The sequence below is a fragment of the Vibrio sp. R15-SG3-ISO1B genome (genome assembly GCF_059833835.1).
Map to the genome: position 1 here is coordinate 1 of NZ_JCBDGG010000017.1, position 15,422 is coordinate 15,422.

Annotated in this window: 17 protein-coding genes; 8 read left to right on the forward strand and 9 right to left on the reverse strand. The window is 48.5% G+C overall.

Features of this window, described 5'->3' with window-relative positions:
• Positions 1-73: 73 nt before the first annotated feature.
• Entirely contained in the window at positions 74-655 is a 582-nt protein-coding gene (locus AC6R0S_RS05135; RefSeq protein ID WP_334553146.1) for an FMN-dependent NADH-azoreductase, read from the forward strand.
• 131 nt (positions 656-786) lie between these two features.
• Here the strand turns inward: AC6R0S_RS05135 and AC6R0S_RS05140 are convergent, their stop codons facing one another.
• Entirely contained in the window at positions 787-1,680 is an 894-nt protein-coding gene (locus AC6R0S_RS05140) for a LysR family transcriptional regulator (RefSeq protein WP_500637375.1), read from the reverse strand.
• Between the two features lie 207 nt (positions 1,681-1,887).
• Between AC6R0S_RS05140 and AC6R0S_RS05145 the strand changes: the two genes are divergently transcribed.
• The gene (locus AC6R0S_RS05145) at positions 1,888-2,247 is read left to right on the forward strand and encodes a MaoP family protein (RefSeq protein ID WP_334553142.1); all 360 of its coding nucleotides are present in this window, start codon (positions 1,888-1,890) and stop codon (positions 2,245-2,247) included.
• Between the two features lie 73 nt (positions 2,248-2,320).
• Here AC6R0S_RS05145 and AC6R0S_RS05150 read toward each other — a convergent pair whose 3' ends face one another.
• Together AC6R0S_RS05150 and AC6R0S_RS05155 are read right to left on the reverse strand one after the other, a co-directional pair.
• Complete coding sequence (locus tag AC6R0S_RS05150) at positions 2,321-2,572, reverse strand: DUF3081 domain-containing protein (RefSeq protein WP_487902985.1); 252 nt, start codon at positions 2,570-2,572, stop codon at positions 2,321-2,323.
• A 107-nt stretch (positions 2,573-2,679) separates the two neighbouring features.
• Positions 2,680-3,375 carry a pirin family protein gene (locus tag AC6R0S_RS05155; RefSeq protein WP_500630936.1) on the reverse strand — a complete coding sequence of 232 codons (696 nt, stop codon included), beginning with the start codon at positions 3,373-3,375 and terminating at the stop codon, positions 2,680-2,682.
• A gap of 258 nt (positions 3,376-3,633) precedes the next feature.
• Between AC6R0S_RS05155 and speA the strand changes: the two genes are divergently transcribed.
• Together speA and speB are read left to right on the forward strand one after the other, a co-directional pair.
• A complete protein-coding gene (gene speA, locus AC6R0S_RS05160; RefSeq protein ID WP_500627291.1) occupies positions 3,634-5,556 on the forward strand; it encodes a biosynthetic arginine decarboxylase in 1,923 nt (640 codons plus the stop codon).
• Entirely contained in the window at positions 5,557-6,483 is a 927-nt protein-coding gene (speB, locus tag AC6R0S_RS05165; RefSeq protein WP_487902982.1) for an agmatinase, read from the forward strand.
• Positions 6,484-6,551: 68 nt separating this feature from the next.
• On the opposite strand, the gene AC6R0S_RS05170 is transcribed toward speB, so the two are convergent.
• Genes AC6R0S_RS05170 through AC6R0S_RS05180 form a run of 3 tightly spaced genes read right to left on the reverse strand, consistent with a single transcriptional unit; the run spans position 6,552 to position 8,276 of the window.
• Positions 6,552-6,869, reverse strand: coding sequence for a DUF4144 family protein (locus AC6R0S_RS05170; RefSeq protein ID WP_500637376.1), 318 nt, complete (start codon positions 6,867-6,869; stop codon positions 6,552-6,554).
• Positions 6,870-6,896: 27 nt separating this feature from the next.
• On the reverse strand, positions 6,897-7,847 hold the full coding sequence (locus AC6R0S_RS05175; RefSeq protein WP_500637377.1) for an endonuclease/exonuclease/phosphatase family protein: 951 nt from the start codon (positions 7,845-7,847) through the stop codon (positions 6,897-6,899).
• A 60-nt stretch (positions 7,848-7,907) separates the two neighbouring features.
• Complete coding sequence (locus tag AC6R0S_RS05180; RefSeq protein WP_500627295.1) at positions 7,908-8,276, reverse strand: MmcQ/YjbR family DNA-binding protein; 369 nt, start codon at positions 8,274-8,276, stop codon at positions 7,908-7,910.
• 131 nt (positions 8,277-8,407) lie between these two features.
• Between AC6R0S_RS05180 and AC6R0S_RS05185 the strand changes: the two genes are divergently transcribed.
• Positions 8,408-8,779, forward strand: a complete 372-nt coding sequence (locus AC6R0S_RS05185) for a hypothetical protein (RefSeq protein WP_500637378.1) — start codon at positions 8,408-8,410, stop codon at positions 8,777-8,779.
• Positions 8,780-8,793: 14 nt separating this feature from the next.
• Here the strand turns inward: AC6R0S_RS05185 and AC6R0S_RS05190 are convergent, their stop codons facing one another.
• The 3 genes from AC6R0S_RS05190 to AC6R0S_RS05200 form a co-directional block, all read right to left on the reverse strand.
• Complete coding sequence (locus tag AC6R0S_RS05190; protein WP_500637379.1) at positions 8,794-10,182, reverse strand: SLC13 family permease; 1,389 nt, start codon at positions 10,180-10,182, stop codon at positions 8,794-8,796.
• 149 nt (positions 10,183-10,331) lie between these two features.
• Complete coding sequence (locus AC6R0S_RS05195) at positions 10,332-11,180, reverse strand: alpha/beta fold hydrolase (RefSeq protein ID WP_500637380.1); 849 nt, start codon at positions 11,178-11,180, stop codon at positions 10,332-10,334.
• A gap of 96 nt (positions 11,181-11,276) precedes the next feature.
• Positions 11,277-11,873, reverse strand: a complete 597-nt coding sequence (locus tag AC6R0S_RS05200) for a TetR/AcrR family transcriptional regulator (RefSeq protein WP_500637381.1) — start codon at positions 11,871-11,873, stop codon at positions 11,277-11,279.
• 197 nt (positions 11,874-12,070) lie between these two features.
• Between AC6R0S_RS05200 and AC6R0S_RS05205 the strand changes: the two genes are divergently transcribed.
• The 3 genes from AC6R0S_RS05205 (at position 12,071) to AC6R0S_RS05215 (ending at position 15,327) form a co-directional block, all read left to right on the forward strand.
• Positions 12,071-13,474 (forward strand): HD-GYP domain-containing protein, encoded by a 1,404-nt coding sequence (locus AC6R0S_RS05205; RefSeq protein WP_500637393.1) that lies wholly within the window; start codon positions 12,071-12,073, stop codon positions 13,472-13,474.
• A 282-nt stretch (positions 13,475-13,756) separates the two neighbouring features.
• A complete protein-coding gene (locus AC6R0S_RS05210; protein WP_500637382.1) occupies positions 13,757-14,278 on the forward strand; it encodes a TetR/AcrR family transcriptional regulator in 522 nt (173 codons plus the stop codon).
• On the forward strand, positions 14,275-15,327 hold the full coding sequence (locus tag AC6R0S_RS05215) for an alcohol dehydrogenase family protein (RefSeq protein ID WP_500637383.1): 1,053 nt from the start codon (positions 14,275-14,277) through the stop codon (positions 15,325-15,327). Before AC6R0S_RS05210 ends, AC6R0S_RS05215 begins: the two co-directional genes overlap by 4 nt.
• The last annotated feature ends 95 nt before the right edge of the window (positions 15,328-15,422 follow it).

Below are 15,422 nucleotides of genomic sequence, written 5' to 3' on the forward strand. Positions count from 1 at the left end.
GCCGAGCTAGACACACTTAACCGTTCTGCGATTCGTGTTTAGAGTTTAAGAACTTCATTGAAAGGATAAAATTATGGCACAGACACTCGTTCTAAAATCCAGCATCTTGGGTGAGCACTCTCAGTCAAACCAAATCATTGACAAGGTGCTAGAGGGAAAATCAGGCATCATCGAGCGTGATTTGGCCGCCAACCCAATCCCTGTTCTTGACCTTAACGTCGCTACTGCGCTTCGTAGCCCAGCAGAAGATTTATCTGACGAGCTCAAAGCAGTGCTCGCACTTTCGAACCAGTTGATCGATGAAATCAAAGCGGCCGATCAGATCGTGATTGGCGCACCGATGTACAACTTCTTGATCCCGACTCAACTGAAGAACTACTTCGACTTGATTGCTCGTGCGGGCGTCACGTTCAGCTACACGGAAAACGGTCCTGTTGGCCTACTTGAAAACAAAAAAGTCGTGGTGGTCACAACACGCGGTGGTCTACACAAAGATTCACCTCGTAACTCGATTGAAAGTTACCTCACCACGATTCTTGGCTTTATCGGCCTTACCGACGTTGAGTTTGTTTACGCAGAAGCACTCAACATGGGTGATGAGCCGGCTGCAGAAGCTCGTGAGCAAGCACTTACTCAATTGGCTGAGCTCGTATAACCCGACTTTCTCGATTGCTAGACACAAAAAAACCTCGACGCTTCACTTAATCGGATCGTCGAGGTTTTTCTTTTCTATCGAGCTAGTTTTTACCAGCCCGTTTCCAACTATTCCGTTTCAACCACTCAGGCCTACTCGTCTACCGGCCAATCCGCCATCTGCTGAAAGCTGAACGCCGTGACAGGATCGATGGTTTTCACCAACTTCTCTACCTGACTGATGGCATCAATCGACGTGCTCGCCTTACGATAACTCAAGTAGATCGGACGATACCACTCTGCCACGTCATCCACTTTGACCAATTGCCCGCTGGCTAAGAAGGGCTCGACAAGAGAGGTCGGTAAGTAAGCACTTCCTCCCTTTTCAAGGATGAAGTCTAAAGCGATGCGCGCCGTTGAAGTACGTAGATAAGGCGCTGGGATTTTAGGGTGACGCTCAGCATGTTCAGAGGCAAACTTAGTGCCCCAATCGACATACACGTACTTGTCTTCCAGCACTTGATCCACGGTGCCCTCTGAGGTCGAAACCAAGACCAACACCACATCCGCGACTTTTTTACAATTGAGCTCATCGGCTTTGATTTGGTCAAAGGCGAACGCCATATCCAAGGTACGTTCTTGCAAACTGCGATTGAGTGCTTCTCTGCCCATGATTTCAGCCATAAAGCCATAACCACTGAAGGCATCCGTGATGAGGCTTAAGCCATTTTGCAGATACGCATCCCACACGTTTGGCGTCCCGCCTAGGGTCAGTTGCAGTGCTTTGCCATTTTCTAGGGAGAGTTCTAATTTCGCCTGCTGCAAGGTGCTGACCATCACTTCCGCGTAGCCAATCAAGCGCTCACCGGCGGAAGTCAGTTTGATGTTGTTGCGATCACGGATGAAGAGTTGCGTATCAAAATAGCTTTCCAATTGCTTAATACGTGCGCTAACCGCAGCTTGAGTGATGTACAGGTTTTCCGCCGCACGACCAAAGTGGCGTACATTGGCCAATTCTAAAAAGGTTCTGAAGACTTTAACGTCCATTAATATTCCTCAAAGTGCAAGCGTTCAAGCCTACCAAATCTTGCCATTAAGCAAACCATTGAATGGGCAAAATGTTACCTTAAAACCATAAAAATGTTTAATAGTGACAATAAAAAAGTTTTGTTTTCCTTTTGCTAACTTTGCGCCTAATTTTCGATCTGTACCGCTTAGGTCATTTATCAATTGTAGGTTACAGAGGCTACCACAATGTCTGACACTGAATTTCGTCACGGCAAAAAACGTTTTTACGACAACACTAAGTTTCCACGCGGCTTTGCTAAGTCTGGTGATTTTACGCTCGCTGAAGAAGAAATCCTAACCCTCTATGGTGACACCATGTTGGGCTTAGAGAACGGCGATCTCTCACCTGAAAACGCAGAAGAAAAGCATTTCGTAAAAGTTATCGAAAACCCTGGAAAAGCGAAAACCAAGCTGGAACGTGTGTGGTTAAAATACGTTCAACTCGCTCGTGGTCGTAAACGCTTTCACACCCTAAATGGTCGTTCAAAACCAGATGGCAATGTGGAAGATTACGCCGATGATGTGAGCTTGGTGGAAGAAGATTAATCTCGACCCGCAAGCACAGAATAACAAAACCCAGATTGGCAACAATCTGGGTTTTAACTTTTCTGCGGCTCGGCTATTTGGCCAAAGAGGCGACCTTTTTCAAGAAGCTGTCTCTTAGATGCTCTTGGTCATACTCCAAATGATAGGTGTTGTGGAAACCGATTTTGAGTTCAACGCCGTTACCGCGTAGAAAGACGTTGTAGCCATCATAGTCGGAAAACGCTTCGACCCCTTCATACATCTTGCCAAACTCGGTCGGCGTACCGCGCGCCATTACCATCTCGTAAGCCTGCAATACTTTGGTCGGATCCAGTTCGTTTTTCATCGCTGACCCTCCTGTTATGTTCTCATTTCAAGTATGGCTCTGTGTGTACAATTTAGCCACTGGAGAACGCCAGTGACATCACGCTTTCTCTATTTACTCTTGAGGCGCTAGGGAAGATCAAACAGCAACGCTTTGACGTTGTCAGCGCCGCGGTTGATGAGCGTGATTCGAGAGGTGGACTCTACCTTTGCACCATCTCCCCCTTGTAGGGGATTCCCGTCAACCTCTAACGTGCCGTCGATTTGGTGCACATACACCTTACGATCAGCGCCAAGCGCGTACTCCAGCGATTCCCCCGGTAATAAAATCAGCTGATGTAGTTGGGCATCTTGTTTAATATGTAAGGTACCCGCCTCGCCTGTGGGCGTCGCGATGGTCGTTAACCCAGGCGCTTGACCAAAGTCTTTTTGCTGATAACCAGGCGTTTGACCGAAAGTGTGCGGCTCAATCCAAATTTGCAAGAAGCGCAATGCATCGGTTTTCGACGCATTGTATTCACTGTGATAGATGCCTTTTCCCGCCGACATCAATTGGAACTCACCCGCAGGCAGTGACTTAATATTGCCTTCACTGTCTTTATGTTCGATGGTGCCCTCAAGAACGTAGCTGATGATTTCCATATCTCGGTGACCGTGGGTATCAAACCCCGCGCCGGGTGCCACTTCATCGTCATTGATGACGCGCAGCGCGGAAAAACCCATCTGCTGCGGATCGTAATAGTGGCCAAATGAAAACGTGTGTTTGCTGTCGAGCCAACCAAAATTGGCGCGGCCGCGATCGTGTGCGTGTCTCACTGTGATCATGACATTACTCCTCTTTCTTTTCTCCTAGATTAAGAGATGCTTGCGCTCACAAACAGCGGATAAATTTGGCTTAATAGTTCGAAATTTTTGATGAAGCAGGCGTAAAGTAATCCTTGTCCTATCGACAAATTGTTTTTGTTGGACACCAGGGGGCGTTTGTCCGTTAATGCGCTCGTCGCGATAACCCGGTCATCAAATTAAGCCCGCGACTCGTATGATTTCTAACTACACTGAAGTCATGTTTTATTCTTTATCTTTGTGAGACTTGATGTGGAAAATTCTTCCAAACTCGACCGCGTTCGCGCTGACTACAATGTTCAACACTGGAGCCAAGGCTTTTACGGTATCGATAACCAAGGTGAGGTGTATGTGTCACCTGCGCTTGGTCAAGATCACCAAGTGCCACTGAGCAAAATTGTCGCTCAACTCGAACAAAAACAGCTTAATTTGCCGGTACTGGTCCGCTTCCCTCAGATCCTGCATCAACGTGTGCACGGCATCTGTGACGCATTCAACCAAGCGATTGATGAGTACCAATACCCGAATAACTACTTGCTGGTTTACCCGATCAAAGTGAACCAACAAAAAGAAGTGGTCGATGAGATCCTTGCCAGCCAAGCGCAACTAGAGACCAAACAACTTGGCCTAGAAGCGGGCAGTAAGCCTGAACTTTTGGCGGTACTGGCATTGGCGCAAAAAGCGAGTTCAGTGATCGTCTGCAACGGCTATAAAGACAGAGAGTACATTCGCCTCGCGCTTATCGGTGAAAAACTGGGCCACAAAGTCTTCATCGTGCTTGAGAAAATGTCCGAGCTGGACTTAGTGCTTAAAGAAGCGAAAAGTCTTGGCGTTAAACCGCGCATGGGCATTCGTATTCGCCTGGCCTCTCAAGGTGCGGGGAAATGGCAATCAAGCGGCGGTGACAAATCGAAGTTTGGTCTAGCGGCATCACAAGTGCTTAGCGTGATTGATAGGCTAACGAAAGAGAACCAATTGGACTCTTTGCAACTGGTGCATTTCCACTTGGGCTCGCAGATGGCGAACATCCGCGATATTCGTAATGGTGTCAATGAATCGGCGCGCTTCTACTGTGAACTGCGCGGCATGGGTGCCAACATTCAATATTTCGATATTGGTGGCGGACTCGCGGTGGACTACGACGGCACACGTAGCCAATCCACCAGCTCGATGAACTATGGCTTGATTGAATATGCGCGCAACATCGTCAACACGGTTGGGGATGTGTGCACGCAGTACGAACAGCCTATGCCGACGATCATTTCCGAATCGGGTCGCTCACTTACCGCCCATCACGCGGTACTGATCACCAACGTGATCGGCACAGAAGCCTACCAGCCGGAAGTGGTCAATGAGCCAGAACTTGATGACCCTCTGCTGCTACAAAACATGTGGCGCAACTGGGAAAGCTTGCAAGATGGCAGTGATGCGCGTGCATTAATTGAGATTTACAACGATACGCAAAGCGACCTTGCCGAAGTGCATTCGCTATTTGCTGCGGGGGTGTTGAACCTGCACCAGCGCGCTTGGGCAGAGCAGATGTCATTGCGTATTTACTACGAGCTCAGCCGATTGATGAGCACCAAAAACCGCTTCCATCGCCCTATTTTGGACGAACTGAGTGAGCGTTTGGCGGATAAGTTCTTCATCAACTTTTCGCTGTTTCAATCGCTACCTGACGCTTGGGGCATTGATCAGGTGTTCCCTGTCCTGCCATTGTCAGGGCTTGAGAATGTCGAAGACCGACGCGCGGTAATGCTCGACATCACCTGTGACTCAGACGGTACTGTCGATCAGTACGTCGATGGTCAAGGCATTGAGACGACTCTCCCTGTCCCAGCATGGAGCAAAGATAAGCCGTACTTTATGGGCTTTTTCTTGGTCGGTGCCTACCAAGAGATCTTGGGGGACATGCACAACTTATTCGGTGACACGCACAGTGCGGTCGTGACCGTAGATGACAGTGGCGAACCTATCATCGAGCGTATCGATGAGGGCGACACTGTAGAAGATATGATGCGCTACGTGCATATTGATGTCGATAACATCCGTGAGCACTACCGTGAACTGGTCACGCAACGCGTCAGTGAACAAGAACAGCAAAGCGTATTGCAAGAACTTGAGCAAGGCTTAAGTGGCTATACCTATTTAGAGGATTTCTAAGTGAACGATTTGTTTAGCAAAATCGATTATTCGCTCTACTCCAACGCGATGACCTTTTGTCGTCGCCCTTATATGCGCGACCCTATCGGCAGTGATGCCGATTTGGTTATCCTCGGCGTACCTTTAGATATGGCGACGTCAGGACGACCTGGCGCGCGTATGGGCCCTGACGCCATTCGTCGTGCCTCGGTCAACTTGGCTTGGGAAAGCAAAAAGTTCCCATGGGATTTCAACGTGTTCAAACGTGCTAACGTGATTGACGCGGGTGATTTGGTGTTTGACTGCGGCGACGCTGAAGACTTCACTTACCGCCTTGAAGCGGCGACCAGTGAAATCTTGCGTGATGGTAAAACCATGTTGGCATTGGGCGGAGACCATTTTGTCACCTTACCCATCTTGCGCGCCTACGCGAAGCATCACGGTGAAATGGCGCTCGTCCACTTTGACGCGCACACCGACACCTACGCGAACGGCAGCTCATACGATCATGGCACTATGTTCTATCATGCGCCAAAAGAAGGGTTGATTTCGCCTAAACACTCAGTACAAATTGGCATTCGTACGGAATACAAAAAGCAAGATCATGGCTTTAACGTCATCAATGCGATGGAAGCCAATGAACTGAGCGCGAGTGAGATTGTTGCACAAGTGCGAGACATCGTCGGCGACAAACCGGTGTACGTGACTTTTGACATCGACTGTTTAGACCCAGCTTTTGCACCCGGTACAGGCACCCCGGTATGTGGCGGTCTGAACTCTGATAAAGTGCTGAAAATCATCCGCGGTTTTGCCGGTATGAACATCGTCGGTATGGACGTCGTAGAAGTGTCTCCTCCCTACGACCACGCAGACCTCACCTCACTTGCGGGCGCCACCATCGCACTAGAGTTGATGTACGCTTGGGCAGCCAATCGCATCGAAGAATAACAACATCACTGACCAACAGGGAGCCCACGGCTCCCTGTTTTGTTTTCTGCGTTGTCATTTGAGGTGACTTACGCCACGCTCAGCGATTCGATGGCTTGCTGTATTGAAGTAAAGTGGATTTTCGTCAAGCACATTTCCACCTTGGCAAACTCATGTTCTTGTACCCATTGGGTCACTTGTTCGAGCGTAATAAGCTCGCTGTGAGGCTGGTAGTGATAGCCTTGCTCGTCTGTTGAGATGAGAAAACACCGACCACGGCTATCAATCAGCCAATCGTCTTCACTCCAGATCAGCGACGTGAGTTCACTTTCCAATATATCTTGAGAGGGTATATAGAGTAGCTCGTAATCGCCGTCTAACTTGAACATGCATGGCCATTCAATCATGGTTGAGTTTCCTATTGTGTTGTCAAACTATAAAACAAACGAGACCGTCACCGAGACAAACGCGTGATCGCTCGCTTGGCTATCTTGCGCGAAGGACGGATTAATCAGATGTTGATCCAACACCTGATAGCCCACAACATCCGCAAGTGAGTATGGCGAGTGAGCTTGAAACTCTTGCGATAGAAGCAGGTAGTCCAACACATTGCCCGTTGCGAAATGATAATGTGTGGCCGCTCGGTCTTTTGCTTTGTCATTGGCTTGGTAGAGGCTCCAGCTGTCTTCAAGTGTGAGTGTCGCACTGTCGCTGCTGGCATTGAGCGTGAGTTGCCCGGTCAGTACGCTGTCCAAACTTTGATTCATATCACCCATCAGCACAGTCGGCACTGGATGTGACCGGTAGGCGTTTTCCATCGCAATTCGAAGCATCACGGCTTCCCAGCCACGTTGTTGATGAGACAACCAGCGCCCGAGAAGTGGATGCTCACTCTCACCACTTGCGCTCTCTGTCGCGCGTTGAGATTTTAGGTGACACACATAAACGGAAACTTCGCCTATATTGGGCACCGAGACCACGGCCGCAATCGGCTGACGACTAAAATCTGGAAAGGGAACGTCATAGCACTCCATTAAAGCGCTAGGCGGCGTCACCGCCTGACAACGTGTGATTGGGTAGCGAGACGCCAGCGCCACAACGGGCTGGGAGTAGATGTATTCCTGCTCAATATGCGGCGTGTCGACGACCGCAAAATAGCCATACCTGAGATCCGCCATCATCTGTCTCGCGGCCTCAATCGAGAACACCTCTTGCAGCCCGACGATATCCGCATCAAGAAGCGTTAATTTCTCCTTCGTCCAGCGACATTTTTCCGCCCACGCTGGCGTCTCATAGATATTCTCAAAATCATAAAACGCGTTGGGCGGCGCGACAAAATTGAACAGGTTTGCGGTGGCAAACGTCAGTGTCTGATGGGTGTGCAAACGACGTCTCTAACAATGAAATCATAGGATGAGTGTACCAAATTTTTGCGCGACCCTGCGTTACTTCTCGAGCTCGATACCCAGCTCTTTACGCACACGCTGACTCAGTCCTTTGCTCACCAGTTGGTAGGAGGCATGCAAATAGTAATGGAGCGCTTCATCGCGCTCGGGCGAGGCATCGATTTGCTGAATCCATTTCATGCCGCGGCTGGCAAAGTACGGCGCCGGAATATAACCGTCACTTTCACTGAGGAAGACAAAGTTTCTCTCTGATGTCTTAAACGTGTAAGCAGGCGTACCACTTGGCGTGCGCGTACCGATGGCAAACACCTTGCCACCCACTTTCCACACCTCGCTGTTGCCCCATTGCACCACATGTGTGGTTGCCGGTAAGGCGCGGCAGAACTGGTTGAATTGTTCGTGATTCATCGCCATTCCTTTTTGATTTAGGTCGCGTGCATAGAGCACAAGATAAATTGATCCATTACAGGTGACAACAGAGGGGATTGATGTAGTATCACCATTATTAACTCTATGATTAAAATGGAATTAGCACCTCGATGCGATTGGAACACGTACTAGAGATCATCGAATTTACCGATTCAGACCACCTAGAAAATGCAATGGCACATTACCAAACACACGCTTGGGTGGCCGACACTTTAATGCCATATCTGCACCCCGTTTATGACATCGCACCCGAGGCGCTGTGCCAGCATCTTTCTCGCCTTGGATTTAAAGGTACATTGAGCATTGTGCCGCATCAAGATGGTAGCGCCCAGCGCAGTTACTTGCTGTTTGACGCGAGTCGCATCGATGCGCACACCGCCATGCAATTATCTGGCGCACTATCGTCATCGAAACCACAATCCACATCCTGCCATTCTACCCAAGCCAAGGTGAATACCGTGCAAGAAGAAGAGGCGCTCTAGGCGCCTCAATTGCGTTATGCCCAAAACGTGAGGGCAATGCCCGTCAGCACTAAGATACAAGCAAGATTAAGCACAATACCGACTTTCATCATCTCACTTTGTTCCACGTGACCTGAACCAAACACGATGGCATTGGGCGGCGTGGCGACCGGCAACATAAAGGCGCAAGAGGCAGCAACCGCAATCAGCACAGACAGAATTACTGGCGATAAGCCAAACGCTTCGGCGACGGTGGCAAAAACCGGAATCAACAAGGCTGCGCTCGCCGTGTTGCTGGCAAACTCGGTAAGAAACACGACAAAAATCGCAATCACCGCCACAATGAACACTATGCCAAGGTGAGCAATCGCCTCGCTGAGGACATTGGCCAAAAAGACGCTGGTACCCGTCGCTTTGAGTACATTACTCAGGCAGATCCCGCCGCCAAACAGCAGTAACACGCCCCAATCTGCGGTTTTTTCGATGTCCTTCCAGTGCACGACGCGCGCAAAGTTCACCGCGACAATTGCACCGAGCGCCACCAGCGTATCGAACTTAGCAAAACCGCCCAGCATGGCATTAATCGGCTTACTGAAAATCCACAGACAAACCGTGGCAGCAAAAATACCTAACGTGACGATTTTGCCTTTATCCCACTGCACTGGCTGATAGTTAAGCTCAAATTTGCCTTGCAAGTTGGGTTTGAGCATCAGATACAGCACAGCCATCGCGACAGGCAAAAGCACCAACGTCGTCGGTACACCAAAGCGCATCCAATCGGTAAAAGTTAGCCCCACTTCCGCTGCGGCGATGGCATTCGGTGGGCTACCGACGATGGTGGCAATACCGCCAATACTGGCGCTGTAGGCGATACCCAAGAGCACAAACACATAGGTTGGGTGCTCTTTATCTGCATCAACTTTACTCAGTACGCCGAGCACCAACGGCAGCATCATCGCCGTTGTTGCGGTGTTGCTGATCCACATCGACAACCCAGCGGTCACCCCAAACAGCATAAACACTGCCACATTCATTTTGCCTTTGGCCAGGATCAAGACTTTATCGGCAATCACCTTATCCAAGCCTTGCCTGTGCATCGCCGCCGCTAGGGCGAAACCGCCAAGGAACAGGAAGATAATGGAATTGGCAAAGTTGTTGAGCGCGGTTTGGGTGTCAAACACATCAAAAAACACCGCCATCACAGGGACAAGAATGGCCGTCACCGTCACGTGCAACGCCTCGGTGAGCCATAAAATGGCGATAAACAACAGCATGCTGATACCCAGTACAACGGGTGTATCAAACGGGAGGGTAAAATAGAGCAGCAAAAACAGCGCTATATCCGCTAAGACGATGGCGCTGTTACGGTTAAATAACCACTCTCGGGTATTGGTGGGCAAAGGGACACTATCATTTTTATGCATTATTATATTTCCTTCTAAGGGCCGAACTGGCCCCTAGATGATCCCACAATGTTGCAGGCGGAAATAATTTCCTTTGCGAATTTGTTAACCCCATCAATACCATGGATATTAATGACTTAACTATCAGTAACAGGCGGACAAACGCTTCACTAAGCCGTTAATTTATCGAAACTTTCCATCACTTGTGGGCACTTCATCACGCGACCATGCCCCTGGCCCTGTGTCGCCACCAAGCTGACGTTCGCCATCTCACTGGCCGCTTTTTCTGACACTGAAAAGTGAGTGAATTTATCTTGCTGATCATGAACGATAATGGTCGGCGCTTGGCGCAATTTGAGTTTGTTGTAGGGATCGATGGATTGGATCGGATAGCGATATTGCTCTTCCACTTTCGATACCACCGCATCAAACAAACGCATCGAATAACCGGAGCGAGAAATGCTGCCGAACAGATTGTCGAGGTAGTCCAACACCGGCGCAATCAGCAACATCGGCTTATCCACCAGTTTTTGGTGATGGCACTCAATCGCAGACGCAGTTCCCATACTGTGCCCAACCAGACCCGCCACATCATCGACACTGTCGAGCACCGCTTCTAGCCCTTGAACAAAGGCAGGAATATGGCCATAGACGCCTTCGCTTTGACCATGAGCCGGGTGATCATACGCCAGAGCGGTGTAACCTCGCTTGGCAATATGCGCCATCAAAGGGTAGAACTGACTTGCGCTGCCCGACCAACCGTGGGTCAACACCCACACCGGCCCCGACCCCAAGCGATAGGTTTTCAACACCCCCTCCCCACTTTGCACTTCGCCTTCAATCAACCCTTGTGGTGCGGCGTTTTTCGGTTTGGTGCGCACCGGCGTCAGCAAGAGTTTGCGCGCCGTTTTTTCTGCATGCTTAGGCGCTAAGGTGTGATGAAGCCTTGTGCCCCAGTTCACCATGCTTTTCTTTAAGCTGAATTTCGTTGATGTATTGAAATAGATCTTATCACTCATGGTCGTATCCTTATCTGTTCGTAAAAACGAACGACCGTACTATTTTAAGTTAAAAAAACCGCGTCAATCGATGACGCGTGTTGTTTATTCTGTTGGTTAAGCGCTCACTCTCCAGCGCTGCAACAGCGCTTCTACCCCAGACCAGAACAGCGCATAACTCGCCTGCTCGCCGTGGATGGAGTAAAACAGATGGGCACTCAAATAAAGCCCATACAACTCGAACGTGGCTTGTTTTGGATCGAGCTGGCTGTCGAACTCGCCACTCTCGATCCCTTTCGCTACCTGAATGCGCAAATACTCAATCCAAGTGGCGATGGTTTTCTTCAATACTTGCTGCGTCGGCGTCGGTTGTGGGCACGCCTCTTTCCACGCATCAAGGAACATACAACTGCCTTGAAACGAGTGGTTCCACCCCAACCAATTGTCGAGCAGGCTGCGCAGTTTGCGCTCGATGTTGTCATCACCTTGCGCCCTCGCTGGCGCGATTACTCGCTCGGTAAACACGAGGTTGGCGTACTCCAGAACCGCAATTTGCAAGTTGTCTTTCGAGTTAAAATGGGCAAACAACCCACTCTTAGACATACCACACTGCTTCGCCAACTCTCCGATCGTCAGGCTCTCCAACCCATTTTCACTGGCCAGTTCAAATGCCTTGCTCAGAATATTCTCGCGGGTTATTTTGCCTTTACTCATCGGTGACTCACTGTGTGGACTGAACGCCTTTTTAGCACGTTCGTACTTTTTTGCCAAGTGTGAAGTCTTAGCGGAACATCGAAAACGAGGAGGAACGGTCGCTCCTGGATCGTTCGCCAAGCTTTTATCGTTTGTCATTAGGCGATAACGAATGATTGCACTACAATTTTTGTTTACATGTGAATAAGTAGAGCATGATGTTGTTACAGGGTTCAAACCTCAATATGCCTTTGGCGGAACTGATTTCTTCACTGACCGTCGCACTCGATATGACAGAGGGCCAGCCCCCTGAACACAGCATGCGTTGCTGCTGGATAGGCATGCATATTGGTGAGCGAATGAACCTTTCCTCATCAGAGCTGCATGACCTGTATTTTACGTTGTTACTCAAGGATGCGGGTTGTAGCAGTAATGCCGCGCGTATTTGCGAACTTTACGCCACCGATGATCTGACGTTTAAACAACGTTATAAAACGGTCGGCACTAGCCTGACGAGCGCGATTAACTTTGTACTTAAAAATGCAGGCTCGGGAGAGCATTGGCGCAAGCGTATTTCGACCACCATTGACATCTTAAAAAATGGTACTGATTACGCGCAAGAGCTGATCCAAACACGTTGCACAAAAGGTGCTGAAGTCGCGCGTGAACTCTTGTTCAGTGAAAACGTGGCGCAGGGTATCAAACATTTGGATGAACACTGGGACGGGTCAGGTCGTCCTGAAGGGCTGCAACATGATCACATCCCACTCTTTTCAAGAATTGCACTTCTCGCTCAAGTGATGGATGTGTTCCAACGTGAACATGATTTGAGCATTGCCTTTTCTGAACTGGAACGTCGCTCCGGAAACTGGCTAGATCCCAACTTAGTGACCATCGTCAAGCAGTTGGAAGAGAGCGCGGATTTTATTGAGGCGCTCAACGCTCCATCTATCGTCTCTTTTGTCCTCTCAATGTCACCCGCAAAAGCGATGATTCCCTTAGACGATGATTATTTCGACCGAATCGTGACCGCGTTTGGCAAGATCATCGACGCCAAGAGTCCTTTTACCTCCGGACACAGCGCCAGAGTGGCTGTTTTTAGCACCCTCATTGCCGAAGAACTCAATATTGACCAAGAGGATCGACTATGGCTGAAACGCGCCGCACTCTTGCATGATCTCGGCAAACTTGGGGTCAGCAACACCATCTTGGATAAACCAGGAAAATTGGATCACGACGAATGGGCACAAGTGCAAAACCACACGGTGCTGACAAGAGAGATCCTTGAAAAGATATCGCCGCTCAGACACTTTGCCAAAATGGCGGCGGCCCATCACGAGAAGTTAGATGGAACAGGCTATCCCGACAAGTTGGTTGCCGAAGAAATATCGATGATGACACGGATTATTACCACGGCTGATATTTTTGACGCCATTACCGCTGAACGCCCTTATCGAGGCGCCATTCCGATTCCAAAAACATTAGAAATCATGGAAGAAAACGTCGGCACAGCCATCGATCCATTGTGCTTTAATGCGCTCAAAGCCGCATTAAAAAAACTCCCAGAGAAATACATAAAAGACATCGGGATGAGTGAACTCCCCTCTTCGCCAACGCTTTAGATTGATGGGAAAAGAGTATCTTCATCCCTTCGCTCACTGTGGCTGTGCCGTCTGTGTGCTTCAGTTTGATAGCTTGGTTTTGGACATTTGTGAGCTACAGAGCTTACTAAATTAGAAAAATACGGATAACAAAACGTACCTCGTTAAGCCCATTCATAAATACATTTCAGTATTGATACTTTCCCCAATATTTCCACTCCTGAAAACTCCTTCTTGACATTGGTAGAACGATCCCTCTACCATGACAAGTAAAACAAACGTTCTACCTTGATAGGTTTCATTATGTTAAAAGACCAGATCGCTGCAAGTTTAGAGCAAGCGTTTAGCAAATATGGGTTTGCAGAGCCGAGTGTAACTCAACTAAAAGTCGCCTGTGGTGTAAGCCTAAGAACCTTGTACAAACACTACCCATCTAAGGAAGAGATGATTGTCGGAGCTTTGCAACATCGCCACCAACGTTACCTAAAATTTTTGTCAGAGCACTCTCCAGAAGCAGGGTTAGGTTCTATACAACATATATTCACCATGCTTGGGATTTGGATGGCTGAGAACGCGCCAAATGGTTGTATGTCTCTGAATGCTCTTGCAGCATTCCCTGAGAATGAACTTATCTCTAATACGGTCACAAATCACAAACAGGAAGTTAAGATCTTCTTAGGCGTACAGAGCTTACGCGAAGACTTAGCTATTCCCTTGTATCTACTTCATGAAGGAGTATCGAGCGCGTGGCCGATTATAGGAAATGACGCGATTCAATCAGCACAACACACAATCTTGGCATTACTATCAGAGAACAAAGTATGACTAAAATACCGAAAACAATGAGAGCTATATTACTTAATGGTCACGGTGGTTCTAATATGCTGGAGTATCGTGACGATATTCCAGTCCCAACACCTAAAGACTTTGAAGTATTAATTCGTGTATCAGCGGCAGGAGTCAATAACACAGATATCAATACTCGTATTGGCTGGTACTCAAAAGGTGACCAAAACAGTGAAGATGCTAGCTGGAGTGGTAACGCACTGAGCTTTCCTAGAATCCAAGGAGCAGATGTTTGCGGTCAAATTGTTGCAGTTGGCCGCTCCGTTGATTTAAGTCGTATCGGAGAACGTGTTCTAGTTGAACCATGTATTGTCGATGTAAACGGTGAGAATAAGAAGTCTCCGTGGTATTTTGGCTCTGAATGTGATGGTGGTTTTGCTGAGTATGCTGTCGTTTCTTCAAAGCACGCCTATAAAATAAATTCAGACTTAAATGATATAGAACTCGCATCATTTCCGTGTTCTTATTCTACCGCGGAAAACATGTTGACCCGTTCCAAAGTCAAAGAAGGCGATCATGTATTGATCTCAGGCGCATCTGGAGGGGTAGGCTCAGCAGCAATTCAGCTTGCTAAAGCTCGTGGCGCGATAGTAATTGCGATCACCAGCTCGAATAAGCGCGAATTAGTTAGAGAGCTTGGCGCTGATATGGTGGTCAACAGAGACGAAGACCTCGCTGACACATTAGGAAAAAATAGTGTAGACGTGGTTATCGACCTAGTCGCTGGCAACCAATGGTATCAGTTTTTAGAGGTTCTGCGCCCCAAAGGTCGCTACGCTGTATCTGGCGCAATAGGTGGGCCTTTGGTAGAGCTAGATGTACGCACACTGTACCTTAAGGATTTAAGCTTCTATGGTTGTACGGTACTCGAGCCGAGTGTTTTTACTAACCTAGTCCATTACATAGAACAAGGTAATATCAAGCCATTAATAGCTAAGACCTTCCCGCTAGAGGAAATTGTTCAAGCACAGATGGAATTTAAAGAAAAACAGCATGTTGGAAAAATTGTACTCACTGTGCAAACTTAAAGTTTTGGTTGTTTGCCCTTCGTAATTTGCTTATGAAGGGTTATTACTGATAACACTTTTCTAAATAGTGAACGAGCTTCTTAACATTAGATTTT

Bases quoted from the DNA above. Each gene is read 5' to 3' on its own strand.
- AC6R0S_RS05170 (WP_500637376.1), bottom strand. From the start codon at position 6,869: ATGATTGAATGGCCATGCATGTTCAAGTTAGACGGCGATTACGAGCTA.
- AC6R0S_RS05185 (WP_500637378.1), top strand. From the start codon at position 8,408: ATGCGATTGGAACACGTACTAGAGATCATCGAATTTACCGATTCAGAC.
- AC6R0S_RS05150 (WP_487902985.1), bottom strand. From the start codon at position 2,572: ATGAAAAACGAACTGGATCCGACCAAAGTATTGCAGGCTTACGAGATG.
- AC6R0S_RS05200 (WP_500637381.1), bottom strand. From the start codon at position 11,873: ATGAGTAAAGGCAAAATAACCCGCGAGAATATTCTGAGCAAGGCATTT.
- AC6R0S_RS05190 (WP_500637379.1), bottom strand. From the start codon at position 10,182: ATGCATAAAAATGATAGTGTCCCTTTGCCCACCAATACCCGAGAGTGG.
- AC6R0S_RS05180 (WP_500627295.1), bottom strand. From the start codon at position 8,276: ATGAATCACGAACAATTCAACCAGTTCTGCCGCGCCTTACCGGCAACC.
- AC6R0S_RS05195 (WP_500637380.1), bottom strand. From the start codon at position 11,180: ATGAGTGATAAGATCTATTTCAATACATCAACGAAATTCAGCTTAAAG.
- AC6R0S_RS05135 (WP_334553146.1), top strand. From the start codon at position 74: ATGGCACAGACACTCGTTCTAAAATCCAGCATCTTGGGTGAGCACTCT.
- AC6R0S_RS05145 (WP_334553142.1), top strand. From the start codon at position 1,888: ATGTCTGACACTGAATTTCGTCACGGCAAAAAACGTTTTTACGACAAC.
- AC6R0S_RS05205 (WP_500637393.1), top strand. From the start codon at position 12,071: ATGTTGTTACAGGGTTCAAACCTCAATATGCCTTTGGCGGAACTGATT.
- AC6R0S_RS05215 (WP_500637383.1), top strand. From the start codon at position 14,275: ATGACTAAAATACCGAAAACAATGAGAGCTATATTACTTAATGGTCAC.
- AC6R0S_RS05155 (WP_500630936.1), bottom strand. From the start codon at position 3,375: ATGATCACAGTGAGACACGCACACGATCGCGGCCGCGCCAATTTTGGT.
- AC6R0S_RS05210 (WP_500637382.1), top strand. From the start codon at position 13,757: ATGTTAAAAGACCAGATCGCTGCAAGTTTAGAGCAAGCGTTTAGCAAA.
- AC6R0S_RS05140 (WP_500637375.1), bottom strand. From the start codon at position 1,680: ATGGACGTTAAAGTCTTCAGAACCTTTTTAGAATTGGCCAATGTACGC.